General features: G+C 38.5%; 22 protein-coding genes. 10 read left to right on the forward strand and 12 right to left on the reverse strand.

Going from position 1 to position 26416, the window contains the following annotated elements:
• The first annotated feature begins 80 nt into the window (after positions 1-80).
• Positions 81-512, forward strand: coding sequence for an energy transducer TonB (locus ACFO5T_RS03075; RefSeq protein ID WP_380031938.1), 432 nt, complete (start codon positions 81-83; stop codon positions 510-512).
• 154 nt (positions 513-666) lie between these two features.
• Entirely contained in the window at positions 667-1137 is a 471-nt protein-coding gene (locus ACFO5T_RS03080) for an ankyrin repeat domain-containing protein (RefSeq protein ID WP_380031940.1), read from the forward strand.
• Between the two features lie 56 nt (positions 1138-1193).
• Here ACFO5T_RS03080 and ACFO5T_RS03085 read toward each other — a convergent pair whose 3' ends face one another.
• Genes ACFO5T_RS03085 through ACFO5T_RS03095 form a run of 3 tightly spaced genes read right to left on the reverse strand, consistent with a single transcriptional unit; the run spans position 1194 to position 4453 of the window.
• Positions 1194-1856 (reverse strand): HAD family hydrolase, encoded by a 663-nt coding sequence (locus ACFO5T_RS03085; RefSeq protein WP_380031942.1) that lies wholly within the window; start codon positions 1854-1856, stop codon positions 1194-1196.
• Positions 1853-2542 (reverse strand): 3'-5' exonuclease, encoded by a 690-nt coding sequence (locus ACFO5T_RS03090; protein ID WP_380031945.1) that lies wholly within the window; start codon positions 2540-2542, stop codon positions 1853-1855. The genes ACFO5T_RS03085 and ACFO5T_RS03090 overlap by 4 nt, the downstream gene beginning before the upstream one ends.
• Positions 2543-4453, reverse strand: a complete 1911-nt coding sequence (locus ACFO5T_RS03095; protein ID WP_380031947.1) for a DUF294 nucleotidyltransferase-like domain-containing protein — start codon at positions 4451-4453, stop codon at positions 2543-2545. It lies immediately after the preceding gene.
• 93 nt (positions 4454-4546) lie between these two features.
• Between ACFO5T_RS03095 and ACFO5T_RS03100 the strand changes: the two genes are divergently transcribed.
• On the forward strand, positions 4547-5326 hold the full coding sequence (locus tag ACFO5T_RS03100; RefSeq protein ID WP_380031949.1) for a nitrilase family protein: 780 nt from the start codon (positions 4547-4549) through the stop codon (positions 5324-5326).
• Here ACFO5T_RS03100 and ACFO5T_RS03105 read toward each other — a convergent pair.
• Both ACFO5T_RS03105 and ACFO5T_RS03110 read right to left on the reverse strand, forming a co-directional pair.
• Positions 5313-6953, reverse strand: a complete 1641-nt coding sequence (locus ACFO5T_RS03105; protein ID WP_380031951.1) for an Ig-like domain-containing domain — start codon at positions 6951-6953, stop codon at positions 5313-5315. The two genes, ACFO5T_RS03100 and ACFO5T_RS03105, sit on opposite strands and share 14 nt — an antisense overlap.
• Before the next feature lie 65 nt (positions 6954-7018).
• Entirely contained in the window at positions 7019-7621 is a 603-nt protein-coding gene (locus ACFO5T_RS03110) for a ComF family protein (RefSeq protein ID WP_375253469.1), read from the reverse strand.
• 131 nt (positions 7622-7752) lie between these two features.
• On the opposite strand from ACFO5T_RS03110, the gene ACFO5T_RS03115 reads away from it, so the two are divergent.
• The 3 genes from ACFO5T_RS03115 to ACFO5T_RS03125 all read left to right on the forward strand — a co-directional run bounded on the left by ACFO5T_RS03115 (position 7753) and on the right by ACFO5T_RS03125 (position 13390).
• Positions 7753-8634, forward strand: coding sequence for a hypothetical protein (locus ACFO5T_RS03115; protein WP_380031954.1), 882 nt, complete (start codon positions 7753-7755; stop codon positions 8632-8634).
• A 164-nt stretch (positions 8635-8798) separates the two neighbouring features.
• Positions 8799-10334: a glycine--tRNA ligase gene (locus tag ACFO5T_RS03120; RefSeq protein ID WP_380031956.1), complete on the forward strand. Its 1536-nt coding sequence runs from the start codon at positions 8799-8801 to the stop codon at positions 10332-10334.
• 122 nt (positions 10335-10456) lie between these two features.
• Positions 10457-13390, forward strand: coding sequence for a proprotein convertase P-domain-containing protein (locus ACFO5T_RS03125; RefSeq protein ID WP_380031959.1), 2934 nt, complete (start codon positions 10457-10459; stop codon positions 13388-13390).
• 74 nt (positions 13391-13464) lie between these two features.
• Here the strand turns inward: ACFO5T_RS03125 and ACFO5T_RS03130 are convergent, their stop codons facing one another.
• A complete protein-coding gene (locus ACFO5T_RS03130; protein WP_380031961.1) occupies positions 13465-13809 on the reverse strand; it encodes a hypothetical protein in 345 nt (114 codons plus the stop codon).
• 38 nt (positions 13810-13847) lie between these two features.
• Entirely contained in the window at positions 13848-17273 is a 3426-nt protein-coding gene (locus tag ACFO5T_RS03135; protein WP_380031963.1) for a hypothetical protein, read from the reverse strand.
• 118 nt (positions 17274-17391) lie between these two features.
• Here ACFO5T_RS03135 and ACFO5T_RS03140 point away from each other — a divergent pair, with 118 nt between their 5' ends.
• Genes ACFO5T_RS03140 through ACFO5T_RS03155 form a run of 4 tightly spaced genes read left to right on the forward strand, consistent with a single transcriptional unit; the run spans position 17392 to position 20671 of the window.
• Positions 17392-18156, forward strand: a complete 765-nt coding sequence (locus ACFO5T_RS03140; protein ID WP_380031965.1) for an exodeoxyribonuclease III — start codon at positions 17392-17394, stop codon at positions 18154-18156.
• Between the two features lie 37 nt (positions 18157-18193).
• On the forward strand, positions 18194-19174 hold the full coding sequence (locus ACFO5T_RS03145) for an OmpA/MotB family protein (protein WP_380031967.1): 981 nt from the start codon (positions 18194-18196) through the stop codon (positions 19172-19174).
• A 2-nt stretch (positions 19175-19176) separates the two neighbouring features.
• On the forward strand, positions 19177-19626 hold the full coding sequence (locus ACFO5T_RS03150) for an RDD family protein (protein ID WP_380031969.1): 450 nt from the start codon (positions 19177-19179) through the stop codon (positions 19624-19626).
• Positions 19627-19636: 10 nt separating this feature from the next.
• The gene (locus ACFO5T_RS03155) at positions 19637-20671 is read left to right on the forward strand and encodes an aldo/keto reductase (RefSeq protein ID WP_380031971.1); all 1035 of its coding nucleotides are present in this window, start codon (positions 19637-19639) and stop codon (positions 20669-20671) included.
• Positions 20672-20742: 71 nt separating this feature from the next.
• Here the strand turns inward: ACFO5T_RS03155 and radA are convergent, their stop codons facing one another.
• The 5 genes from radA to panD all read right to left on the reverse strand — a co-directional run bounded on the left by radA (position 20743) and on the right by panD (position 26415).
• Entirely contained in the window at positions 20743-22113 is a 1371-nt protein-coding gene (radA, locus tag ACFO5T_RS03160) for a DNA repair protein RadA (RefSeq protein WP_298349204.1), read from the reverse strand.
• 131 nt (positions 22114-22244) lie between these two features.
• A complete protein-coding gene (locus ACFO5T_RS03165; RefSeq protein WP_380031973.1) occupies positions 22245-23678 on the reverse strand; it encodes a LuxR C-terminal-related transcriptional regulator in 1434 nt (477 codons plus the stop codon).
• Between the two features lie 237 nt (positions 23679-23915).
• The gene (locus tag ACFO5T_RS03170) at positions 23916-25061 is read right to left on the reverse strand and encodes an alpha/beta hydrolase (RefSeq protein ID WP_380031975.1); all 1146 of its coding nucleotides are present in this window, start codon (positions 25059-25061) and stop codon (positions 23916-23918) included.
• 44 nt (positions 25062-25105) lie between these two features.
• Positions 25106-26011, reverse strand: a complete 906-nt coding sequence (locus tag ACFO5T_RS03175; RefSeq protein WP_375252582.1) for a lysylphosphatidylglycerol synthase transmembrane domain-containing protein — start codon at positions 26009-26011, stop codon at positions 25106-25108.
• Between the two features lie 53 nt (positions 26012-26064).
• Complete coding sequence (panD, locus tag ACFO5T_RS03180) at positions 26065-26415, reverse strand: aspartate 1-decarboxylase (protein WP_035325908.1); 351 nt, start codon at positions 26413-26415, stop codon at positions 26065-26067.
• Position 26416 lies beyond the last annotated feature (1 nt).

The raw sequence follows: 26416 nt of genomic DNA on the forward strand, positions 1-26416 counted from the left end.
TAGGTAAATATTATGATTGCTTGTGAGCGCGATATTTGTTTTGTGATTATATTTATACAACTAAGTTAGTTGCCTGCAATATGAAAAAACTACTATTCATAATAATTTCGATTCTGATTTTTAGTTGTAAAACTGAAAAACAAAAAACGGAATTGAATAATCTTTCAATTGAAAATCAGACGGACGTAATTATCGACCCGATTGAATACCCTGCGAAGTTTAAATACGGACTTGACAGTATTCCGAAAATAATATATTCGAATATGAATCTGACTGACGAAAAAGGAACAGTTTGGATTTCAATTAAAATAGATAGTATCGGAAATCTTGAGAAACCGAAAATAATGAAAAGTGAAAATGAAAAATTAAACTCGGAAGCTCTAAGATTGGCTGAATTAATCCCAAACGAATGGAGTCCAGCTGAATTAGGTCCTGAACGAATAAAAATTGCTTCGAAATATAATTTTCCAATAAAATTCGATGAAGCAGTAAAAATATTATACTCAGAATGAAAAAAATACTGCAGGCAACAATGTATAACCGCAATTACGGCGGATTCGACTACGTCCGAATCCACTCGGAATTGTTCACGCCAGTTCTAAACCGAAAATTAACGTATATTAACCCGTAACTGACGGTCATACGAGACCGATAGCACAACATATTATGAATGACAAACTTTTTGATGCCATACGCAACGGAGATGTAGAGATGGTAAAAGCAATTATAACGGCACACCCAGAGCTTATTAATATAAAAGATCAACGTGGTTCAACGCCACTCTTACTTGCGACTTATTACGGTAATCAAGATATGGCAGAGGCTATGCTTAAGCACAAACCAGATCTTAATGCAAAAGATGCTTCTGGTAACACGGCCCTTATGGGTGTTTGTTTTAAGGGTTATGCGGCCATCGCAAAGCTCCTTATAGACCACGGTGCAGATGTAAATGCTAAAAATTTAAATAGTGCAACCGCTTTAATTTATGCAGCAACTTTTGCGCAGTCAGAAATTGCACAGCTACTCATAGATAATGGTGCAGACACAAGCCACGTAGATGAGAAAGGAAATACCGCTTACGATCACGCAAAAATGCAAGGAGCAGAAAAGCTAATGGCTATTTTAGAAGGCAAGTAGCAGGTTTACGCTTTCGCGAAAGCGTAATTCTCCATCTTCACCTACGCATTTTTAATCTATCCAAATTGCGAGAGGTCAAAATTTACATAGTCTTTTACCCAATGCGTGCATCCATTTTTAAACATTGCGTCTTTGTTTTTTGTGCCTATTCCTAAAAAGTCTATCTCAAGATCTTGTGCAGCTTTGAGATCCCAAAGACCATCGCCCACAGCAATGATGCGCTCAAAACTAGAGTGACCATAATGTGCCTTAGACTTCTCTATGGCTTCTTTTACAAAACCTACTCGTGATACATTTTCTAGCGAGGTAGCGAGTACTTCTGGTATAAATGGCACACCAGAGCCTTCCATCTTTACCACTGTTGCTTTTGGGAAAGCTCCAGTACCATATGCAAAAGGGATTTTTTCGTTTATGAGAACCTCAAGTAATGTTGTAGCACCTTTTATCTCTGGCACAGAAGGGTGTTTTATGAGCTCTTCTCCCAAGAGTGTGTCTAGTGTGTACCGTAAATCTTGTGGTGCTTTCTTGCCAAAATTGCGCTCATAATTATACTCTAGTGCATAGCGGTCTGTATGATGCAGGTAGTTGTCATAGTCTGTATCTATATCTTTAAGACCTATATCTGCAAGTACTTTGGTTATTACGGGTAAATAGGTGGGTATGCTGTCTGTAAGTGTACCGTCTATGTCAAATACAATAAGTGTGTCTTGATTAATCATCTAAAAAGGTGTTTTAATTTCATCTCGCCATCGCTGTTGAGCTTATGAACAATTTTTATAAAAGCAAGCGCCGTGATTAAAGAGTCTCCTGCTGCGGTATGCCTGTCGTGTAGTGGTATTTTAAGAGCTTCGGCAAGCTCATCTAGGGTGTAGCGTTTGTCTTGTAGAGGTCTGTTTACTGGATGCACTAGTCTCTTGTATAAAATCTCTGTATCGAGTTGTCTGTTTTTTAGCCTGCCTAGCCCAGCTCTTTTAAGTGATTGATTTACCACTGCTACGTCAAAGCCTACGTGATGCCCTACCAGTATATCTGTGCCTATAAAATCTAGACACTGGGCAATGGCTTCTTTTTCATTTACCTTGAGGTAATTGCCTTGTTTTAAGATGCCGTGTATTTGTGCGCTGTCTGGATTGTAAAAGTCTTGTTTTAAAAACAGCTCGAGCGTGTCTGCCGCAATAACTTGATTACCTACCACGGCAACACCACCTAGGGAAAGAATGCGATCTTTTTTATAATCTAGACCCGTGGTCTCTGTATCAAAAACTACAAATCTTGTGTTTTGTAATCCCTTGCTGTCTGCGGTTTTTTTAAAGAAGCTTTTTTCCTTTTTTTCTTTCGCGAAAGCGTCAAGATACTTTATCCAAAACTCTGGTTGTGAGTCATTATTTTTTGAGAATAAGGACATCTAGCTTAAGTTTTGAGTTTGAAATCGCACACGGAGTACTTCTTGCACATCTCGTAAGGGTTTAAAACATCTCTTGAGTTTAAGTCTATCAGATTTTGATAATGACTCTAGTTGTATAAAGCGACCACTATCTCCGTTTTTTAAACCTTGCTGTACTCTAAATTTAAGTAGTGCTTTAAACGCATAAGCACAACTTTCATATAACTCTCGGTTTTCTGGTTCTAGCGTTGCGAGTTGCTCGTATCTAGTAGAAGTTCTATTTACATTTTTGAGACCGTGATATAGAGAAAGAACTCTTGCCGCACCTATAAGAGGGGCCATTGCTCTGTTTTTTATGTCAAATTCATCTTTGTGAGCTCCATCACTTTCTACCAGAAAATTTCTGAAAAAACTCACCGGCGGCGGATTTTTAAGCGCATCTTTTGCCATAAATCGATAAAAAATGGAGCTGTCGCCTAATAAACTGTAAATATGAGTAGTGAGCTCGTCAACGAGTTGCTGGCTTCCAAAGGTACGCCTGTAATCAAAAAAGATACCCGAGAGTAGCATACTCTCTGGTGAGGGGTCATATATCCAGCCTTTAAATTTTTCTTTCCACTCACTTATGGGTAAACAATACAAAGGGTTGCTCCCCATCATATCTGCAGGACAATAATCATAGCCTATTTTATGCAGGCGTTTGTTCATACGGTTTGCCAGTCTTAAGAAATAAGCTTTTGTGGCTTCCTCTTTTTCTGCGGGGACATTTTCATAAACAAGGGCATTATCTTGATCTGTATATAACAGCTGCTCTTCTCTGCCTTGACTCCCTAAAGCTAGCCAAGTAAAAGGCACTGGAGGGGGTTCACTCATTTTGGCTAGTGAGAGTTCCATCGTACGATATATGAGTGCACCTTTGAGCTCAGAGAAGATATTGAGTATGTGCGATAGTGGTAAGCCTTGGTCAAGGTAGTTGGTAAGTATCACTGTTGCTTTCTCCCAAGACATACGTAGGAGTTTAGTCTTTTCTGCTCTTTTAATTTCTTTAATAAGCTCTGCAGGACTATTACCAAATGAGACTACAATATCGTGCTTGCTTAATATCCCTATTATAGCGCTTCTATCTGTTCCATCTTTTGTAATTACAAGATGATTTACTCCGTACTTTATAAGCATAAGCTGCGCCTGGCCCACTGTTATATCTCCAGGAGCGCACACCACGGGATGAATCATTATGTCCTTTGTAAGTGTGCTTGTAGTGTCTGTACCACTTGCAATGGTGTTGCGCAGTTCTCTGTTAGTCAAAATCCCAACAGGTAGCTCGTTGCTAGTTACAACCAGACTACCTATCCTGCTAGATTGCATAAGTTGTGCTGCCTCTTGCACAGTAGCACTTGGGTCACAACTTACTACATTCTTACTGTAGTTTGCTTGCTGCAAGCCTAGTAAGTCTTGATTGCGATCGGGCTCATAGGTGTTAAGTAAGGATCCGTTTTGTTGTAAGGTATAGGGATCCTTTATGTTTGAAGCAAAGCTGGCGATGAGGTAATTTGAGATGGCTTTGTTCGCTTTCGCGAAAGCGGAAAACGCTTCTACCGGTATCGTGTAGATAATAGTTTCCTCATTTGCCGTTGCTGTGGTACGGTAGGTGTTCTCACTTGTTACTTTAAGGCCAAATAAATCGCCCTCATCACAAATGTCTACCACCTTTGTCTTATTACCAGAAGGTCTGGTGAGTTTTATGGCGCCTTGCTGAACGATATAAAAGCGATCACTATAAAGCTCGTCTCGAGAGAAAAGAATCTGATCTTTATCTAGATAGAGCACATTTGCCAGCGTAGATATTTTAAAGAGATCGTCACTCGCCATAAACTGAAAAGGCGGGAACTGTTTTAAAAAATCATATATACGTGTTGCGATTGTATTTTGCATAGACAGTGCGATGGTACGTAAAGATAATAATGAGTTGCTAGCTTTTATAATAGTACGGTGGTTTTATATAGGCATACGTTTTATCTTTATGCTATGGAAAGAGATCAACTTAATGTGGCAATGATACAAAGCGATTTAATCTGGGAGCAACCCGCTCAAAATCGTCTAGCCTTTGAAAAGCACTTTACACAATTACCAGAAAACTGTGATCTCGCCATTTTGCCAGAAATGTTTACAACCGGTTTCTCTATGAATCCAGAACCTCTAGCAGAGACTATGGATGGCATCACAGTGCAGTGGATGAAAGCACAGGCAAAAAAATATAAAACGGCTATTTGTGGTAGTCTCATTGTAGAGGAAAACGATTTGTACTATAATCGTTTTGTTTTTATAACCCCAGAGGGTACAATAGATTATTACAATAAAAGACACACTTTTAATATGGCCGGTGAGGGTGAAAAATATCAAGCTGGTGATGCGCCAATCACTGTGACCTACCTAGGGTGGAAAATACTATTGCAAGTTTGTTATGATTTGAGATTTCCTGTTTTTGCAAGAAATACATCAGGCTATGATGTGGTCTTATATGTGGCAAACTGGCCAGAGGCAAGAGTAGGAGCGTGGGATACTTTATTACAAGCGCGCGCTATAGAAAATATGGCCTATGCCATAGGTGTAAATCGAGTAGGTACAGATGCAAATAATCTCAATTATGTAGGTCATACCGCTGCATATGATGTGCTGGGTAAAACTATGGCTATTGCAAGAGTTGAAGAAAAGGTAGTGCTTGCTACACTTTCAAAAAACCACATTAAAGAGACAAGAGCAAAGTTGCCGTTTCTTCAAGACAAAGATGTATTTACTCTGGGGTAGGAGCTTCCTGTGGCTGTTCTTTAGGGAGTAGCTCAAATCGCTCCTTTGCAAACCAGCTAGGTCGCACTTCTATCTCACCAGGGTAGTTTATTATAATTTCTGGCTGTCTCTTTAGTAAGAAGTTACCAGAGTCAAAGACTTTATTGTTATTTGCATCTTCTACAAGGCGCACTTTATACTTACCAGGCTTGAGAAGCTTAAACTCAAATACCGTTTCTTTTGTACTAAAGCGCTCTTCTACTACCTTTTCTTGACTATCTAGCAACTGTACGATATATGGGAATGCTTGTGCATTTACTAGTGTGAGCTCTATATCACCGTAATCACCTATTTCTTTAGTTTGGGCTTTGTAGCGCAAGGTGTCATTCTTCTGTCCAAAGTAATCTGTAATCGCATTTGGTAAGACCGTAATACTATATCTCGTTTTTTCTTCCTTCTTGAAGTCAAAATCAATAGCTGTACTATTCTCTACAAGGGCGTAGTCAAACTCTATTTCTGTAGAGTCTTTTACTACAGTAATAAGCTCTTTGTTTATACTATCTATGGGGATATTACTCTGTATACGATAAGCTTTATTAAATAAAATTACATTTCGGTACTTCGATGAAAATGAGAGCGAGTCTAATCTTGGTTTTCTTATACGTGCTTGCAAGGTGTCTGAGTATCCGGGAGCAGTAGCGTTAAATATAAGAGAGTCTATTGCTAGCTTAGGCTTGTACCAGTAGTAAAGGGTATCTTCACCTTTTTTAGTAATTGTTGAGGTGTGCTTGTCTCCTGCATCTGTTAGAAGATTAATAGCAATACTATCTCTATATCCCGTGGTTCCAAAGGCTATTCTGCCTTCTGCTGCGTGCTTGGGTCTTGAGACTTTATAAGCAGGAGCCTCTGTAAATAACTTTAGAGTATAAGAAGAGTCTGTAGGAACGTTAATAAACTCTTCTACAAAGGCAATTTTATCCTTTTTAGGCTGGAAGGTATAGTTTGCATCCTCATCTTTGAGGCCTATAAGCGCATACTTTCCAGGCTTGAGGTAGTCTAGGGTAAAAGTGTCTAAACTATCTAGCGTATTAGTAACATATAGAGGGGGTTTGTTATAAACCGTTGAGTCTGTATAAGTACTATCTGCTTCGTAAAGCATTACAGTAACAAAGTTGTCTGGCTTTTCTGCCACAGCATCTATAATTTTTCCAGATACTTTAAGACTATCTATGTAGTCTCCAGTAGACATCACATATTTAAATGAAGGGAAAGGGTTTCCTTCATTATTATCTACAATACTTAGTCCAAAGTTAAATACATAAGTGGTGTTAGGAGCTAGCGTATCTTGAATGTCAATTTTGATATATTTTGAAGCAGATCCCTGCGGTGAGATGACTCTATTTACAATAGGAGGCGAGATGATAAGCTGCTTGCGCAAGTCTTTGAGCTTTACATATTCATCAAAGTAAATGCGTATCTCATCTCCATCAAAGTTGGTTGTAAAGTTAGGCGGTGTCGCTTTTACAAAAACAGGAGGTAGGCTATCCATAGGTCCTCCGTCTGGTGAGCCGCGTTTTGCACAATTTACCAGAGTGAGTGCCATACCCACGATTACAAGAGCAAAAACGGTTGCTCTTTTTAAGTTCATAAAGTACCAAGGGTTATCTCTCATCTATTTGCAAAGAAACAATTAATTTACCCAAAACGAAATACCTATTGCGCTATTGCCATAACAGCAATACTTAACTTAATATTAGGGATTTTAAGCAGCTGCAATGCGCAGGCCTCCAGCGTGGCTCCCGTAGTGAGTATGTCATCACATAGTAAAATGTGCTTTCCTTCTAGCGAGTTGTCTACCGCTACGGTAAAAGCATCGAGCACCTCGTCACTGCGAGTGAAACGGCCTTTAAAAACTTGAGTCTTCGTATTCTTAGACTTTATAAGCACATCATCTCTATATGTTGCAGTAAGTGACGTTGCAAGCGCTTTACCAAAACCGGCTACTTGATTGTAACCTCTTGTTTTCTTCTTTTTAGGGTGTATAGGTACGGGCACAATGCAATCTATTCCTTTATAGTTATCAAGAGTAGCAAGGTCTGCACCTAGCCAGTTGCCTAAAAAGTCGCTTATGTTTTTGTGACCTCTATACTTTAAGTTATGTAAGAGTTCTTGTACAGGACCTTTTTTCTCAAAATAAAATAAGGCTGTCGCTTCTTCAAGATTGAGACGCCCGTAAAATACTTTTTTTATTGCAGGGTCGTTGTACCTATGAAAATCTGTAAGAGGGAGTGTATGTCTACACTGTGTGCAAATCATAATTTCTGCCTCAAGAAGCTCATTGTCGCAAGATTTACAACTTTCAGGAAAAAACAGAGATCGTAAAGATTGTAGCAAGGTTTTACTTTTTTTTTCTAATTTAACGCCTTTGAGCGAATAATAGACCATCTATGCGTACTAAAAGTACCAATAATACTTTACTAATTCTTTTTATACTGCTATGTCTAGTTGTCGCTGGGTTAGGGTATTATACGTATGATTTTCAAAGTGAGGTGCAAAAGAGAGAAGCACAATTACTCACAGAGAAAGCACAAATAGCTACGCAACTTGAGCAAGAAATATCAAAATATAGCACACTGCTAGAAGAACGTGATGCGTTAAAAGCAAACCTCAAACAAGCACAAGTAAGACTTATAGAGCTCAAAAAGACACTTCAAGGAGAAGATGTTACTAGGTCAAAGATGCGACAATATCAGCTCGAGATACAAAAACTACGTAGGGAGCGGGAGTATTTTATTACCGAAAATGACAGCCTTACGCTAGAAACTAAAAGGCTGGCAACACTCCAGCAAGAGACACAAAAAGCACTAGATGATGCAAAGAAGTCTCAAGACAGTATTCAAAAATCTAATAGAGAGCTTGCAGACAGGCTCACACAAGGAGCAAAGCTCACCGTGAGTAACCTCGCTGCACGCGGCGTTATACAACGCAACAGTGGTAAATTTGTAATCACCTCTCGCGCCAGTCGTGTAGAGATGATACAAGTATGTTTTACGGTAAATGATAATCAACTGGCAGTAGCAGGTGATAAAATCTTTTATGTACAAGTTCTTAACGAGCAGGGTAAAATGCTAGGTGTAGAGCGATCAGAAAAGTGGCCTAGTGGAGAAGAGATTGTGTACAATACAAAAACTAAAATCCCTTACTCAAATAAGGCATACACCATATGCGAGCTAGTGCTTCCCATACAGCAAATAGATGGAGGTGCATACACTGTGCGCGTTTTCCACGATCAAGCAATGTTGCTCTCTACAACCCTTACCTTAAAATAGGTTGCTTGCAATTTCCATAACTACAGATGGATTGTTATTTTTACGCCTAGTTAAATAAGTAAATATTACTCTCAATTATTGAGGTTTAAAGGGTTTTTATTACGCTTTCGCGAAAGCGGAAACAGCTCCACATAAATCATCAGTATCATAACCATCTACATACTATGGCTCAACAAGACGATCAATTTAAAAAAGTAATCTCCCACGCAAAGGAATATGGCTACGTTTTTCAAAGTAGCGAAATATATGACGGACTAAGCGCTGTTTACGATTACGGTCAAAACGGTGTAGAGTTAAAGAAAAATATACGTGATTACTGGTGGAAATCTATGGTGCAAATGCACGATAATATAGTGGGTCTTGACGCGGCAATCTTTATGCATCCTACTACCTGGAAAGCCTCTGGTCACGTAGATGCTTTTAGTGATCCGTTAATAGATAATAAGGATTCAAAAAAACGTTACAGAGCAGATGTGCTAGTAGAAGATTACTGTCTTAAGATTGAAACAAAAATCGAAAAGGAAGTAAAGAAGGCTCAAAAGCGTTTTGGGGATGCGTTTAATAAAGAAGAGTTTTTAAGCACAAACCCACGTGTACTTGGATATCAAGAAAAGATAGATACAATTTTATCTCGCCTAGGTAAGTCACTAGAAAAAGAAGACCTGGCAGATGTAAAACTACTCATAGAAGAGTTAGGCATAGGTTGCCCGCTAAGTGGTAGTAAGAACTGGACAGATGTAAAACAGTTTAACCTTATGTTTGGAACTAAGCTAGGTGCTAGTGCAGAGAGTGCTATGGATCTTTACTTGCGACCTGAAACTGCTCAAGGTATTTTTGTAAACTTCTTAAACGTTCAGAAAACGGGACGTATGAAGATTCCTTTTGGAATTGCACAAACGGGTAAGGCTTTTAGAAATGAGATTGTTGCAAGACAGTTTATCTTTAGAATGCGTGAGTTTGAGCAAATGGAGATGCAATTTTTTATAAAACCTGGAACACAAGGGGAGTGGTACAAACACTGGAAAGAAGCCAGAATGAAATGGCACTTATCTCTAGGTATGGGAGAGGATAATTACCGTTTTCACGATCACGAGAAGCTTGCTCACTATGCAGATGCTGCGGCAGATATTGAGTTTAAATTCCCTTTTGGGTTTAAAGAGCTAGAGGGTATACACTCCCGCACAGATTTTGACCTTAAGGCACACGAAGAGCACTCTGGTAAAAAGCTACAATATTTTGATCACGAAGATAATGCGAGTTATACACCTTATGTTCTAGAAACATCAATAGGTCTTGATCGTATGTTTCTTGCAGTATTTTCTAATTCGCTGGTTGAAGAAGAGTTAGAAAACAACACAACAAGAACAGTACTTAAATTACCTGCTGTACTTGCGCCTGTAAAAGCAGCTGTTTTTCCGCTTGTAAAGAAAGATGGCTTACCAGAAGTAGCAAAGCAAATTATAGATGATCTTAAGTATGACTTTAATGTGTTTTATGACGAAAAGGATGCTGTAGGGAAGCGTTACAGAAGACAAGACGCAAATGGAACTCCTTTTTGTATTACTGTAGATCACGATACGCTAGAAGATAAAATGGTGACCATACGCCATAGAGATACGATGGAACAAAAGCGTGTTCTTATCACAGACCTCGCAGCAATAATTGATAAGGAAGTAAATTTTAAGCACTGGATAGCATAGTGTTTATTATGCATACACTGTTAAAACGCCCATTTAGTGGGCGTTTTTTTATGCTTTAAGGTGTGTTTTTCTTATTTTTAGGAATTATTTAACAAATTATTTATATAACCAAAAACTACACAATGAAAAAAATTAACCTTCTGTTGTGCATTGCACTCTTAGCCTTTGGCTTTGGAGTTTCTGCTCAGCAGACAGAGCCTGTTGGACCTTTTACGGTTACTACAGCAGCAACTGTCACCAAAATGCCATCTATAGCTTCACGCTCAGAACTAATCCCTTCTGTAGATAAGCCAGTCCCTATGCAGGATGGTCGTGCTACAAAGAACAAAATTATAATAGGCAAAGGAAGTAAAGGTCCAGATGCACTAGCGGCTACTAAGCATAGAACAGCTGGCACTGTGCCTGGAAGAATGCCAAATATGGTTATTGAAACTGCGCTTTCTAATTCACAGCCTACAGACCCTTCTGGAGCAGTAGGGCCAAACCATTATTTTGCAGTATTCAATACTGGATTTAGAATATTTGATAAAGATGGAACACCTCTTACAGCACAATTAGGAACAGGAAATATATTTCCTGCTTCTGGATGTTGTGATCTTACAGTGTCTTACGATAACTTAGCCAATCGTTGGGTTGTTTCTTTTTTAGGAAACGGAGTGCAAATTGCAATCTCTGATGATTCAGATCCAATAAACACTGAATGGACAGTATATAATTTTCCAAGTATTTCAGATTATAATAAATTATCAGTTTGGAGAGACGGATATTATGTAACAGAAAATACAAGTGGCTCAACTAAGCTATGGGTTCTTGAGAGAGCATTTCTTGGAGATGGATCACCAGATCCTGCTGCACAGATGGCTGGATTTGAATTACCAGGTATAGTAACTAGCGGTTTCCACAGTCCACAAGCACTTAATATCACAGATGATAATCACCCTACAACGGGAGGATGTCCAATTGTATATCTTCAAGATGACGCCTGGGGAGGTGTAGCGACAGACCACGTAAAATTATGGGAAGCAACAATGGATTGGGACAATACAGCCAACTCAACAGTTTCTGCACCTTTAGAAATTGTAGTAACAGATTTTACTTCAGTTTTTGATGGAGGGCTGTTTACAAACTTAGCACAACCTAACGGTGGATCAGATATTGATGCGTTACAGGCAACTATAATGAACCAAGCACAGTTTAGAAAATTTGGAAGCCATAACAGTGGTGTTTTTAACTTTGTAGTTGATACAGATGATACTGCAGGAGAACTTGCGGGTATACGCTGGATAGAAATACGTCAAGCTGCAGATGGAGGTGCTTGGACACTTTTTCAAGAGGGTACTTATACAGCACCAGACGGAAAGCACGCGTGGCACGCGTCTATGGCAATGGATCAAAACGGTAACATTGGTATGGGTTATTCTGGTATGGCGGGTCCTACTACGCCTACAGATGGATCAGCTGATTTAACGTTGAGCTCTTATTATACTGGTAGATATGCAGCAGATGCACCTGGTACAATGACGGTTGAGGAAACGTTAATCGCAAAAGGATCTGGAGATATACCTGGTACTCGTTACGGAGATTATGGAAAAATGGATGTAGATCCATCTAATGATAAAGGATTCTGGTTCTTAAATGAATATGTAGGGACAAGTGGTCGTGCTAATGTTTTGGGAGTTTTTCAACTAGCACCAAACCTTCCTAATGATACTGGTGTTACTAGTATAGATGCGCCAGTAGATGGTAACCTTTCTAATGCAGAACAAATCACTGTTACTATATTCAACTTTGGAGAAAATGAAGCTTCAGATATAGATGTAACATACCAAATAGATGGTGGAGCAGTAGTTACTGAAACTTTTGCAGGACCACTTGCATCTTCTACTTCAGCTCAATATACGTTTACGGCAACTGCAGACTTTTCAACAGAAGGGCAAGTTTATTCAGTTACAGCTGCAACAGATTATAGTATTGACGAAGACAATGCAAATGATTCAACTACAAGAGATGTGACTAATATACCAGCAGCAGATGTTGGTGTTGTTGCTGTGACAGCTCCTACAACGGGTGAGAACTTAATGACAGAGACGGTTACTATTACCATAGAAAACTTTGGATCTGTTGCACAAACCGGGTTTGATGTAACTTATACTTTAGATGGTGCTGGTGCTGTAACAGAAAATGTAGGAGCACTTAGTATCGATCCAGGAATGACAGGAATGTACACATTTACAACTGGTGTAGATTTGAGTGAGATAGCAACTTATGTGATAGAAGCGACAACAGCTTTAGCCGGTGATGCAGACGCTACAAATGATAGTGCATCTACATCAGTGACAAATTTATCTTGTTTGTCTTATGATAGTACTGACTCTGCAGCTATAGGACCTAACTCAGGTACAGTAACAGAAACTATAATTGTCGTTACCGATGATTTTATTCTTACAGATGTAAACGTAACTGTAGATATTACCCACACTTGGGATAGTGATTTAACTATAGAACTTGTTGCTCCTGATGGAACTGTTGTTGAGCTTGCAAATGCAGTAGGTGGATCTGGAGATAACTTTACAAATACGGTATTTGATGGTGATGCTGCAACTTCTATAGCAGATGGAGATGCACCTTTTACTGGAGTATTTGCTCCATCTGGAGATTTAAGTACACTTAATGGTCTTACTTCTTCTGGTGACTGGACACTTAGAGTTACAGATAATGCAAATGGTGATGGTGGTACTTTAAATGGTTGGATATTACAACTTTGTGCTGCCGAAAGTCTTTCTGTTCCTGAGCCATTCTTAGTAGGTACAGAACTTCAGGTTATTAATAGAGGAGATAATCAGTTTAATATCTCTCTTAATACAACAGAGTTTAATGAACGTCTAGATCTTAACGTATATAATATGCTAGGGCAACGTTTACTAAACCATAGACTCTTTAATGACGGAAGCGGTTATGATTATGACTTAAATATGTCTTATGCAGCAAAAGGTATCTACATTGTAAAAGTAGGAACTGGTGATGCTGGAAAAGTAAAACGCATTGTTGTACAATAAGAACAACATCTTATTATAAATATAAAGAGCCGTTGCAATTGCAACGGCTCTTTTATTTTACATAGGTGATACTATTACTCAGCCATTTTAATCTCTGTAAGGTCAACAGGATTTGCCTTGTCACAACGTTGCATACGTCTTTGTGGTAAAAACTTAATCCATACGGTAGCACCGTCTTTCATAAAATCTTTATCTATAGTCATAGGGTCTAAAAAACGACCGTCTTTAAGCTTTATCGTCCACTCACAATCACCTTCTGCCTTAGATTGTATAATTGTTCCAGATGTGTATCCTGTAGAATCAAATGACATAGTAGTTTCTTCTTTTGCTTTTTCCTCAGTAGTAGCCTTTTGACCGCAGCTTGCGAGCACAAGGCCTGTCACTAAGGTAATACCGGTAATAAATAGCTTTGTTTTCATAAATAGGTTGTTTTTAGTGCTTTAAATATCGTAAAAAATTAAAAGAACGCTTTAATCTGTATGTTACCAGTATGAATTGTTCTAGTTTCTTCGCTCTTTCTTCCAAAGTAAGAAACATTAAGATCTAAGAACTTTGTAATTCTTTTTTGTGCGATTACATTCCACGTAAAATTTGATCCTGGTTGTAGTCCTTCTAAGATTTGATAAGCGACTGGGCTGAATGCGCTTCCGCGAAAATCATTATTTATAAACTTCATCTCACCCGAAACAGATATCTTTTCAAAATCTGCTAGTGCAAAGGAGATGCCAAGATTTTGCTGATCTAATCTTTCTTGTCCCTCGCTCTGGTTTTCTTTGTTTTGAAATTCATAAAACAATGATACTCTAGATTGCTTTCCAAAAAGGTATGACACCTTAGGATTAAAGCCACTATTATCAATATCAAAGTTACGAGAGACAAAATTTTCGGCGATACTCTGTGTACTGCCCACGCTAGTTTTAAAATTAAAAAGCCAGCTCTCCTTAATCTTATGTAAAAAGTTAAGTTGATGTGTGAGTAATTTCCCTTCTTGCAACCCAGTAGAAAGTAATGTTTTTGAGGTGTTAGATAAAAAACTATATGAAGTAGTATACCGCTGTTTACCTCTGTTAAAGAATAGTGTGTTCCTCAAGTTTATGGTGGCACCTATCTCGTTTTCATCTTCGTTAAATGGGTTCAGACTAAAATCGTTAGCAAGGCGCAACACCTTTTTGTCAAGTATATAACTCGTCTGGTTATAAAAATGTGACAAGAATTTTTTAATACCCTTCTGTCCAGACCACTGGCCTGGCTGCAGTGTGAGTTGCTGGCTTAATCTGTTTTGATGCGTCCGTACAAATACTTGATTAGGTAACAAAACTCGTACATAATCTGCCTCATCTTGAAACTGTGCAATCTCAAATTCATCTAGCTCTTGCACACCATCACCATTATAATCATTCCAGGTGTGTGTTCCTTGCCCCTCATCTACTTGTATATAGGTAAATTCTTGTTGAGGTTGTGTGCCACTATTTGTTTCATAAACAGTATTTAACCTAACGATATCATTTGCAAACCGCTGGTCATAAAGTAATCGTGAGTTAAGTGAGTTTTCACTCTCTCGCTGGTCTGTGTATACCAGGTTTCTGTAGTTTACAAAGATGGACAAGTTTGTCTTTTCATTTTTAAGAAGCTGTGACTTTAGGTAATACGTATTTGAAGTATTAACCCGCTCTATTGTGTTAAGTCGTAAGCTGTCATTAGTACGGTATTTAAAACCTACTTCTACATAAATATTTGTGCTGTCACCTATCCCTGTGTAAAGGGCATACTCATTAAATCGCTGGCTATCTGGTGTGATAGAGTCATTACTTTTTGCAATACGTAAGTTATCTTCTAGTTGCAGAGAGCTGCCCACCCACGCATTTTTTAAGTCATAAATCGCTCGTGCATTTACTCGTGTAAAGTTCGTACTGAGCAGTAAATCATCTGTAGACAGTATACTTGCGTTTGCGATAGTTTTTAGATTTCCTAATTGCCATCTACCTAAAAGACGATGTCGCAAACCGTTATAGTATCCATCAAAATGTAGATTTTGAAAAGTATACGTAAGTGCGCCATTTTGCAGATCTGTATAGTCAAGGCCTAGCGTGCTGTAATTTTGTGTACCTAGCAAGAGTCCATTTGCATTTGCCAGCGAATTTTCCAAATTCCAATCACGATTGAACTCCACATTATAAAGCCTCTCTACATTTACAAAGTCTTCTTGAATATAATCCCAATTTACAAATGCTTTGAGAAGCTTGGTGCTATCTTTCTTGATAAGGTGTTGATTTACATCAAGGTGTAAAGCATAACCGTTATTATCATCATCATCTTGAGTAGAAAATGTGTTAGTGTCATTTTTACTCCCTGCAGCTTCAAAATTTATAGAGGTCTTCTCAGATGGTGTATAACTACCATTTACAACACCTAGTTGCAGTAACGTGGGTGAAAATAATTGTACCTCTGGTGCAAAAGACCCCTGTGGCACTCCATTTACTGGAGCTACGTACTCAAAGGTGCGTTGTAATGTGTTTGTTGTATTCAAAACATAGTCACCCTGGTTAACACCTACATTAGTAAATCGCACTTGAAAAAGAGACTCATCTGGGTCTGTGCTAAACTCAAAGACCTCTACACCATTTACTATAATCTGCCGGTATAGTATTTTATTAGTGTCAAAGGTATCGGGTACGGCACTGGGTGCTACCATTTCGGCAGTGTTATCTCCTGCGGCTTCTAGAATGGCAACTTGTTCGGCGGTTAGGTTTTGTTGTAAAGGCTGGTTTTTTATGTCACTTTCAGAATATACGTGAGCAGCAATTTTTAGGTTATCGCTTTCGCGAAAGCTTCCCCCCGCATAAGCCAGCACGCGAGTATATCTTCGCTCAGAAAATTGATACTCTACATTGATACGCATCTCGCTTGTGATGGGATATGTAGCGTTAAAACGTATTTCTCCAGCATTGTAATCTATTACATAATCTTCATTTTCTCCTCGTTGCAGCGGGATGCCATTTACGTATACTGTCTCGCTACCAGAGACCACAAGCACAAAAAGTTCGCCATTAGGTCCTGTGAGTTTATAAGGTCCTTGATTACCCTCTTGACCTGTAAATGTACTTTGTGTAAATACCCCACGTACGAGCGCACCAGAGCCAAAGAGGTCTGTGCTTTTTGTGTCTGAGTGATTAATAGTGCCTGATAATGAAAGCCCTTGAATCTTTTTTGTAAACTGCCCAAAGTAGGAATCTGTGTTTTGAAGATTTATATCTCCTGCTCTTATGTTCCAGTTGTCTGAAAAGAGTTCTATAAATATTTGATCAAATTCGTCTAGATTTTGAGAATACCCTCCTTGCTGGCTTGGGATGTTTGCATCTTGTAAAGAAGCCCGTAAAGTAACTTTCTCACTAAGCTTACCACTTATTTGTAAATCTAGTTCGGAGTTGAGCGTGCTGTTTTGACTATTACCCACGGCGACTCCTCTTAAAATGCTTCCACTCACGTTAAGACCAGAAAAGGGCTGGGTGCTATTTTTTCTTTTATCAACACCAAGGCTTACAAGTTTATCTAGAGCGCCAGTGCTTTCTACTATTTGACTTTTGTCAAATTTTGAGTAGCGGCGAGTGAGAAAATCTGGATATAGTTTGTATGTAATCTCTAGACTATCTGGGAGCGTAGTTTTTTTCGCTTTAAGCGAAAGAATACTCTTAGCATAATCTATAGTGTAAAGAGAACTGTCTACTGTCTTACCCGTTAGTGATTTTATACTAAAAAGGGATGGATTAATACTTACAGAGTCTATCACAATAGTATCTCTAGTCGCAACCTTTACTGTACGAGTTTGTTGAGCCAGTAGCGCGCTGGTAAATAGAAAACATATGATGACGTAAAATAACCGCATTTATAGTAAAACTCCATACTAGGCTTAATAGTGCCTACTCGTAAAGGTAAACTTTATAAGGTTTTTAAGAGGAGTGAAAAAACCTAATTTATAACTTAGCACTTTAATCAAGCAACGTATGAAAATAGTATCTTATAATGTAAACGGAATTCGTGCTGCCTTGCGCAAAGATTTTGCACTCTGGCTTAAGCAAACAGATCCAGATGTGGTCTTGTTACAAGAAACTAAAGCTACACCAGACCAAGTAGATGTTGCCGTTTTTGAAGAACTGGGATACGAGCACTACTGGTTTAGTGCACAAAAGAAAGGATATAGTGGAGTAGCCGTACTTACTAAAAAGACACCAAAGCACATAGACTATGGTACTGGTATCGCCTCTATGGATTTTGAGGGGCGCAACATACGTGTAGATTTTGATGACGTGTCTGTGATGAGTATGTATCTACCTTCTGGTACTAATAGTGCCCGCCTTGAGCACAAGCTGGAGTATATGGATTTATTACAAGATTACGTAAATGAGCTCAAGCAAGATAAACCTAATCTTGTGATAGGTGGAGATTATAATATTTGTCACGAGGCTATAGATATACACGACCCTGTGCGTAATAAGAAGGTAAGTGGCTTTTTACAAGTAGAACGCGAGTGGATAAGTAATTTTATGGAGAGTGGCTTTATAGATTCTTTTCGACATCTTAATAAAGAACCAGATAACTATACCTGGTGGAGTTATAGAGCAAATGCTAGGGCAAACAATAAGGGCTGGCGTATAGATTATAATATGGTGAGTGAACCTCTTAAAGATAAAATATCACGAGCAATCATACTCTCTGATGCAAAGCATAGTGATCACTGCCCTCATATGGTAGAGCTAGACTTATCATAAAGATCACTAAATTTTACACAACAAATAAAGTTATAAAATGAAAAAAATACTGATATGCCTTCTGGCTGTGAGTGCGCTAGTGTCTTGTGTGCCTGCAAAAAAGTTTAAAGATCTTGAGGCAAAATATAGCCGCCTTAGAAAAGATAACCGCAATATGTCTAAGGAGCTTGCCGAGGCAAAAGCTGCTCTAGAAAAAACTAAAGAAGAGCGTGATCTTGCTCTAGTAGATCTTGATGCATTATCTAATAAATACAATGAGGTAAGTGGAGAGTATGATGCTGCAAAGGCAAATCTTGCACAATTACAAGACAGCTATAATGCCCTAGAGACTAACAGCAGTGCCTCAATAGCAGAAAACTCAAAGAAGAACAGACAACTGCTCGAAGAGTTAGAATCAAAACAAAATGATCTTGCCGAAAAAACAGCAGCGCTTGAAGCAGAGCGTAAGCGACTAGAGAGATTACAAAAAGATCTAGCAGACAGGTCTGCCAGAGTAGATGAGCTAGAAGGTCTTATTGCGGCAAAGGATGCAAAAATGAGAGGTCTTAAAGATGCGATATCTAAAGCGCTCACAGATTTTGAAGGTAAAGGCCTTACTGTAGAGCAACGAGATGGGAAAGTATATGTCTCACTTGAAAACAAGCTTCTTTTTGATTCTGGTAGCTGGACCGTGGGTACAAATGGAACGAAGGCAGTAAGGCAACTAGGTAGTGTGCTTGCAGATAACCCAGAGATTGCTGTGCTTATAGAAGGACACACAGATAATGTGCCTTATGGAGGAAGTGGTAACCTACAGGGTAACTGGGACCTTAGTGCAAAGAGAGCAACATCTATTGTAAACATACTGCGCCAGCATAAAGGAATAGATCCCAAAAATCTTACAGCAGCAGGTAGAGGAGAATATGCTCCCGTAGCCGAAAATGACACGCCAGAAAATAAAGCCAAAAACAGAAGAATAGAAGTAATCCTTACACCAAAACTTGATGAGGTAAAGGCTTTGTTACAAGAGATAGATTAAAAATGATTTATAAAACTAATCTCAAACGTAGATTCTTGGCGGGATTTATAGATTATACTATAATTTATTCTTTAACCTTCCTATTGATATTTGCTTTTGGCACTCCTGATGTAGAGGGAACATATCATCTCAATGGATTGCCGGCGTTAATACCAGTTACGGGATGGTTGATTCTCACTGTTGTTTTTGAATCATTATTAGGAGGTACACTTGGAAACTCCATAATGGGATTGAAAGTATTGCCGGCAAATATGAAGATTAGAAATCTTACGTTTAAAGAGTCTTTAAAAAGGCATTTATTAGATCCAATAGATATGTTTATGTTTGGTTTAATTGCGATTATAACAATAAATAATACTGATAAGAGGCAGAGGTTAGGTGATATCTGGGCTAATACAATAGTTGTCAAGGCAAGTGATATTACACCTATTAAAAATTCAATTTTTAAGTAAATAAGAAGTGATGCAATACAATAAAATACCGCATACAGATATAGAAGTATCAAAAATATGCCTAGGCTCTATGACGTGGGGACGTCAAAATACTGAGGCAGAAGGACACGAGCAAATGAGCTATGCGCTTGATAATGGAGTAAACTTCATTGATACTGCAGAGATGTATAGTGTTCCTTTTAAACCCGAAAATCAAGGGTCTACAGAGACCATTATTGGGACTTGGCTTGCAAAAAATAAGAATCGTGATAAGATTGTGCTGGCATCAAAAATTACGGGTCCTAGCCCTACTTTTAAACCTATAAGAGATAACCTAGGTTTTTCAAAAGGAGCACTAGAAGATGCTTTACACAAGAGTCTTAAACGTCTTCAGACAGATTACCTAGATATTTATCAACTACACTGGCCTGAGCGTAATACAAATTACTTTGGGCAACGAGGTTACAAGCACGACAGTAGCGAGCAGTGGGAAGATAATATTGCAACCATTTTAGAAAGTCTCGACACCTATGTAAAGCAGGGTAAAATCAGGCATATAGGTTTATCAAACGAAGGACCGTTTGGGACAATGCGATTTATGGAAGAAGCTCGTAAAGGAGCACCTAGAGCCGTAACGGTACAAAACCCATATAGCTTACTTAATCGCACAGACGAGGTAGGTCTTACAGAGGTGTTACATAGAGAAGGTTTAGGCTTACTGCCATACTCACCTCTTGGTTTTGGGCAACTTACAGGTAAATACCTTGATGGTTATCCAGAAGATGCGCGTGTTACTTTGTTTCCTAACTACAGTCGCTATCATAGTGATAACTCATTTGAGGCTACAAGACGTTATAAAGCAATTGCAGATAGTCACGGTTTAAGCCTTACACAAATGGCGCTTGCCTTTGTAAATGATAGGCCATTTGTTACGGCAAATATTATAGGAGCTACCAGTATGAAACAGCTTAAAGAAAACATAGGCAGTGCATCTGTTTCCCTTTCTGAAGAGGTTCTTAAGGCTATAGATGAGGTACACGAGGCGATACCAAACCCTGCACCATAAATATACTGTACATCTTATTAAGAAGCGCTACCCTAGGGTGGCGTTTTTTTTACGCTTTCGCGAAAGCGTAATTACCCAAATAAGTGTCTCACTACATCGTGCACTTTAGCCACTTTTATCACATTTATATGATAAGTATTATCTGGTATTTTACAGTATTTTGAAATAATAATACTGGTAAAACCTAGCTTCTCTGCTTCCAGAATGCGTTGTTCTATGCGGTTTACGGGTCTTACCTCACCTGCAAGCCCTATCTCTGCAGCAAAGCACATTGCCTTATCTACAGGGATATCTACGTTACTTGATAATACGGCTGCTACCACGGCAAGATCTATCGCAGGGTCATCTACAGAGATGCCTCCTGTCACGTTAAGAAACACATCTTTTGCACCTAGTTTAAATCCAGCTCGTTTTTCAAGTACGGCTAGAAGCATATTGAGCCTCTTTACATTATAACCCGTAGAGCTACGTTGTGGTGTTCCATATACTGCGGTGCTCACAAGTGCTTGTATCTCTATCATAAGTGGTCGCATTCCTTCCATTGTAGTGGCAATGGCTGTACCGCTTAATTCCTCATCATTTTTTGATATGAGTATCTCACTCGGGTTACTTACCTCCCTAAGGCCTGAGCCTTGCATCTCATAAATACCAAGCTCGCTGGTACTCCCAAATCTATTTTTGTGTGCCCTAAGTATGCGATATACGTGGTTGCGATCTCCTTCAAACTGTAGTACGGTATCTACCATATGCTCCAGTATCTTAGGGCCAGCTATATTACCATCTTTTGTGATGTGACCTATAAGAATCACTGGCGTTGCTGTCTCTTTTGCAAAGCGTATAAGCTCTGATGTGGTTTCTCGTATTTGAGAAATACTGCCTGCTGTACTCTCTATATGATCTGAGTGTAGTGTTTGTATAGAGTCTATAATCACGATATCTGGCTGTACCTCCTCTACGTGTCTAAAGATGTTTTGGGTTTTTGTCTCAGTGAGAATGTAGCACTGGTCGCTTTCTGGATGTATGCGCTCTGCTCTCATTTTTATTTGTTGCTGGCTTTCTTCACCAGAAACATATAGTGTTTTATAAGGTAGAGCAAGACTTATTTGTAACAGCAGTGTACTTTTCCCTATACCTGGTTCTCCACCTAAGAGTGTAAGCGATCCTGGTACAAGTCCACCACCCAGCACACGGTTAAGCTCGCCATTTTTTGTATTCATACGCGCTTCAGAGGCGGTAGAGATATCTGCTACTTTAAGTGGCTTGCTTGTTCTTGTAAGTCCTGAAACTTTTGTAGTGCTGCTTTTCCAATCTTTCTTGTCGGCTTTTTGTACTACTTCCTCTACGATGGTGTTCCATTGTTTACAGGCGTTGCATTGCCCTTGCCATTTGGCATACTGGGTCCCGCAGTTTTGACAGAAAAAGGTGGTTTTAATTTTGGCCATTGAGAGAAAAGCTTTTGGCTAAATTAGGAAATCATACGATGCAATACTGGTGATGCGGCACTAAGATATACACAAGATGGTGAGTAAGGTTGTAGGGGGTGTGAGTACGCTTTCGCGAAAGCGTAAACATATTAGGTTACCTTCTCAATTACTTCTGACCTATTAGACACATCTAGTTTTGCATAAATATTACTAGTGTGAAATTTTACTGTAGCTATAGAGATGTGTAAGGCCTCTCCTATTTGTTTATTTGTGAAACCTTTAGAGAGTTCTAAAAGTACTTCGGTCTCGCGCTTAGAAAGATTGTGACTTATACTGATTTGATCTACACTCTCTTGGAGTGTTTGCTCTTTTGTGTTTGCTACGTTTTGTAACTCTTTTACATAGTGTTCTAACTGGTTTCGTATGTCGTGGTTTTCTCTTTTTATAAATTTAAAGCGATATAGTAGTGCTGTGCCTAGAATGAGCATTTCTATAATACCACCAAATTTTACTTGATTTGAAGTAATCTCAATAAATTGGTAACCAGTTACTCGCACAGCAAAGTGACCTATAGAAGAAAAGAGCAATATGAGGTATGCGACTACGAGTATGTATGCGTAATTATATCTTCTAGCTATATACCAGCAAAGTAGCCAGCAACCAACAAGTAATGAAGACATCATATACCCAGCGTATCTAAATAGATAGAAGTTATCTAGCAGCAAACTCCCAGCATAAAATCCAGCAGATATGAATAGGGCTATATAAAACCATTTTTTAATGCCAGGAAGCACCTTTTCGATTCTCAAGAATGTAAAGCAGAATAATAGTGCTGTAAGCCCACAAATCCAGTGTAATAACATCTCTAGGAAATCATAGTAATCTATGAGACTTGGAAAGAAGTATGAGAAAAAGCCATCATCATAAAAGATACTTACAGAGGTTGCAAACAGGAAGTATACGTAATATAAATACACCTTTTCATTAAAGGTGAAATACATAAATAAGTTAAGGATGATTACTAATAAGGCAAAACCAAAATAACTGCCAGAAAATGCAAGCGATGTAAAGTTATTGCGCTGGTAAGTAATATTATCTACAATGGTAAGTGGGAAGTAAGCCTCGTGCCAGAAAAAAGTCTGTATATAAAATGTATTTTTTCCTTGCTGCATTGTTGCAGGTACACTTGTGAGTCTCTCAAGCTCAGGTTTTTTTTTAATGTCAATATTATTTCCAGAGGTGCCTAGATGTTTTAAAGTGTCATTTGATACTTGATAAAGAGAGAAATTCTTAATGTGAATGGAGGGAACTTTAAAGTGGTAAACACCTTCTTCACTTTCTTTAAGATCTAGCGTGATTTTAAACCAGTACCATCCATTCTGACTTCCCCAGTTTAAATCTTTTTGATCTATTGGTTTGAAGTTTTCTGTTAGAAGGGTGGACTTTGTGATACTATTATTTACGTCTCTTATGTACTCAAAAGAAGTTACCTCTAGAGCATCTGCTACTTTTTGACTGTGAGTAGTGAAGCTAGTGGTCAAGAGAAGGGTAAATAGTAATATGTAGCGTAGTAGGATTGTCAAATCTAAATGGGTTGTTAAAGATCAAGTTTTTTTAGAATAATGGTGCTTTTGGTAATAAATACGGTGGTTTAGGTGAAAACTATACCTAGGGTATAGGTCAAAACCATCAATCTTTTGAGATTTTTGTGGTATACATTTCATTTGAGGGACTGAAATGTATGTGTAAAAAAAAGCTATTCATTAATAGTGGGTAGCTTTTTATTTTTTCGCGTAAGCGTTATTGTTTTTTACACAAGGTTAGTAGCCAAAATCCTCTTTTATTTTATCTGCTTTATCGAGCATAAGATCTTTAGTAAGAAAAGAAACTTCTTCTAGTAGAAAAGCATTTTGATAAGTGCGCATCGCTTTCTTAGGTTCCCCAGCCTTTTCAAGAGATAAAGCTAGGTAGTAATTACCTAGCATAGTCTCTGGATATTGTTTTCTAGCTAGTTGCCCAAGGTTTGCAAGCCCCGTCCAGTCTCCTTTCTTTTCTAAGGCTGTTGCAGTCGCAACATAATCATTGATTCGTATAGGGTCATCTAGGCCAAAGAGGTCTTTTACAGTAGCGTATTTATCTATTAAATAGTCATACGGAGCGTCACTTTTGAGTAAGTGTTCTTTGTATTCTGTCTTGCTTATAGGTCTATACACAGAAAACATTTGCTCTAATGCCTTTGGTATAGCTCTTCCCACGAGTGAGTAGTGAGTTGCTCCTTCAAAATTATCAAAATTGTATTGCAAGCTTTCATTCTTAACTTGTTTAATCTGGCTGTCTAGCTGGATAATAGAGTTGCGTAGGGCTCCTATATCTTCGGTTCCAGTAGCGAGGTAATAAAAGAGTTTTTGATCGATGGCTCCTAATCTAGCAGTAAGTCGTTCTTCCATTTGAGGAGCGATGTCTGGGCTAAGAGATATATATCCTTGAAAGAGTGCAGGGTCTTTCATAAGGTAATAGTTCATAAAATTTGCTGTGAGATCGTGGCCTACTGCAATTCTAAAAGTACTTGTTCTATAATTTTTATCTAGGTAAGGCATTAACTCTAGGCCTATAAATTCAAAAAACGAAGCACCTGTGTCTGATGGTAAGTTGCTTACCTCGTCATAATAGGTGTCATCATTGCGACTTTCTACTTGATTAATACCCACAACTATTACTTGAGGCATTTCTTCCCAGTAGCTATAGTAATCTACATTACCAGCGACAGGTTCAAAAAGGTAATCACCGTCCATAACAATGATAATAGGGTAGGTTTTATCTACATTACCCTCATAATTACGAGGTAGTTGTATTTTAAGCTGTCTTGTCTCTCCTAGAATATCTGAAGAAATCTCTTTATAGTCTATTTGTGCAAATAGCGGTAGGCTTAAAAAACTGATAATGAGTGTTAAAAAACGTAATTTCATTTGGGGCTTGTTTTAGATTACTAAGCTCTAAAGTAGTAAAAAAATCAGCCTTTATTAAATATGAGTACTATTAAGGCACAAATACCTCCTACTACCACGTTAAAAATAGTTTGAGTACCCCAGAGTAACCATCCAAAAATGATCCCGCCTTCATAACCAAAAAAGCTAAAAATTGCACCCATTGCTATAGGGTAAACACCCATACCAGCATTAGTCGCGCTCATAGCAAAAGCTCCTATTACAAAAGATGCAAGAATTACTCCTAGTGGAGCGCTTGCAATGCCAGGTACTGTAAATTTCATTACCCAAAACATTCCTATATACATAAACCATATGAAGAGCGTGTGAAAAATAAAAGCACCATTATGCTTCATCTTAAGTATACTCTTGATGCCATCTAAAAGCCCAAGACCAAAATCTCTTATCTTTTTAATAAATGAGTGAGAGGAAGTTTTAAGTAATCTTAACCCTACGATACCCGTCGCAATCCCGACAATAAGAAGTATAATAAAACCCATAGGATTTGCATTATCTCTAAAATAAGAAACAAGAGCAGTAGACTGTAAGGCAATCGCAGTAGCCATAACCAAGAGGAGTACAATTAAGTCTGCAATGCGCTCTGCTACAATAGTTCCAAAGGCTTTTTCAAACGGTATATTATCTGTGCGTGACAGTGACACTCCTCGTAGTACTTCTCCAGATCGTATAATAAATGTATTTGCAAAGTAGCCTATGAGAATTGCCATAAAGCTCGAGCGAAATCTAGGCTTGTAGCCCAGAGGTTCTAGCAAAAATTTCCAGCGATAAGCCCTTGAAAAATGACTAAACAACCCAAAAAGTAAAGAGATAATTATCCATATAGGGTCTACCGTTTTGATAGCTTCCCACATATCACTGCGCTCTGTCACAGTCATTTTGTTGAGTTGATACCAAACCAAAAAAACTCCCACGAGTGGGAGTATAATTTTAAGCGCAAGGCTTGTATGTTTTTTTGTAAACAAGCTTACTTGAGTAAGTTAGTCTCTTCGTTAGGAAAACAAAGCGTAGGTTTAAACTCCTTAGCTTCGTCTAGCTCCATAAAGGCGTATGTAATAAGGATAAGGATGTCTCCCTTTGCCACTTTACGAGCAGCTGCGCCATTAAGAGTGATCTCACCGCTGTTGCGTGGTCCCGGTATTGCATACGTTTCAAGGCGTTCACCGTTAGTTACATTTACGATTTGAACTCGTTCTCCCTCTATAATTTTTGAGGCATCCATAAGATCTTCATCTATAGTGATACTTCCTATATAGTGTAGTTCTGCACCCGTTACTTTAACGCGGTGTATTTTTGATTTTACAACATTTACTAGCATA

The organism is Dokdonia genika (genome assembly GCF_042652845.1).
Lineage (GTDB): Bacteria > Bacteroidota > Bacteroidia > Flavobacteriales > Flavobacteriaceae > Dokdonia > Dokdonia donghaensis.

Coding starts and splice junctions, on each gene's coding strand:
- ACFO5T_RS03090 (WP_380031945.1), bottom strand. CDS start 2,542: ATGTCCTTATTCTCAAAAAATAATGACTCACAACCAGAGTTTTGGATA.
- ACFO5T_RS03140 (WP_380031965.1), top strand. CDS start 17,392: ATGAAAATAGTATCTTATAATGTAAACGGAATTCGTGCTGCCTTGCGC.
- panD (WP_035325908.1), bottom strand. CDS start 26,415: ATGCTAGTAAATGTTGTAAAATCAAAAATACACCGCGTTAAAGTAACG.
- ACFO5T_RS03130 (WP_380031961.1), bottom strand. CDS start 13,809: ATGAAAACAAAGCTATTTATTACCGGTATTACCTTAGTGACAGGCCTT.
- ACFO5T_RS03125 (WP_380031959.1), top strand. CDS start 10,457: ATGAAAAAAATTAACCTTCTGTTGTGCATTGCACTCTTAGCCTTTGGC.
- ACFO5T_RS03115 (WP_380031954.1), top strand. CDS start 7,753: ATGCGTACTAAAAGTACCAATAATACTTTACTAATTCTTTTTATACTG.
- radA (WP_298349204.1), bottom strand. CDS start 22,113: ATGGCCAAAATTAAAACCACCTTTTTCTGTCAAAACTGCGGGACCCAG.
- ACFO5T_RS03100 (WP_380031949.1), top strand. CDS start 4,547: ATGGAAAGAGATCAACTTAATGTGGCAATGATACAAAGCGATTTAATC.
- ACFO5T_RS03105 (WP_380031951.1), bottom strand. CDS start 6,953: ATGAACTTAAAAAGAGCAACCGTTTTTGCTCTTGTAATCGTGGGTATG.
- ACFO5T_RS03075 (WP_380031938.1), top strand. CDS start 81: ATGAAAAAACTACTATTCATAATAATTTCGATTCTGATTTTTAGTTGT.
- ACFO5T_RS03170 (WP_380031975.1), bottom strand. CDS start 25,061: ATGAAATTACGTTTTTTAACACTCATTATCAGTTTTTTAAGCCTACCG.
- ACFO5T_RS03120 (WP_380031956.1), top strand. CDS start 8,799: ATGGCTCAACAAGACGATCAATTTAAAAAAGTAATCTCCCACGCAAAG.
- ACFO5T_RS03085 (WP_380031942.1), bottom strand. CDS start 1,856: ATGATTAATCAAGACACACTTATTGTATTTGACATAGACGGTACACTT.
- ACFO5T_RS03155 (WP_380031971.1), top strand. CDS start 19,637: ATGCAATACAATAAAATACCGCATACAGATATAGAAGTATCAAAAATA.
- ACFO5T_RS03135 (WP_380031963.1), bottom strand. CDS start 17,273: ATGCGGTTATTTTACGTCATCATATGTTTTCTATTTACCAGCGCGCTA.
- ACFO5T_RS03145 (WP_380031967.1), top strand. CDS start 18,194: ATGAAAAAAATACTGATATGCCTTCTGGCTGTGAGTGCGCTAGTGTCT.
- ACFO5T_RS03110 (WP_375253469.1), bottom strand. CDS start 7,621: ATGATTTGCACACAGTGTAGACATACACTCCCTCTTACAGATTTTCAT.
- ACFO5T_RS03150 (WP_380031969.1), top strand. CDS start 19,177: ATGATTTATAAAACTAATCTCAAACGTAGATTCTTGGCGGGATTTATA.
- ACFO5T_RS03080 (WP_380031940.1), top strand. CDS start 667: ATGAATGACAAACTTTTTGATGCCATACGCAACGGAGATGTAGAGATG.
- ACFO5T_RS03095 (WP_380031947.1), bottom strand. CDS start 4,453: ATGCAAAATACAATCGCAACACGTATATATGATTTTTTAAAACAGTTC.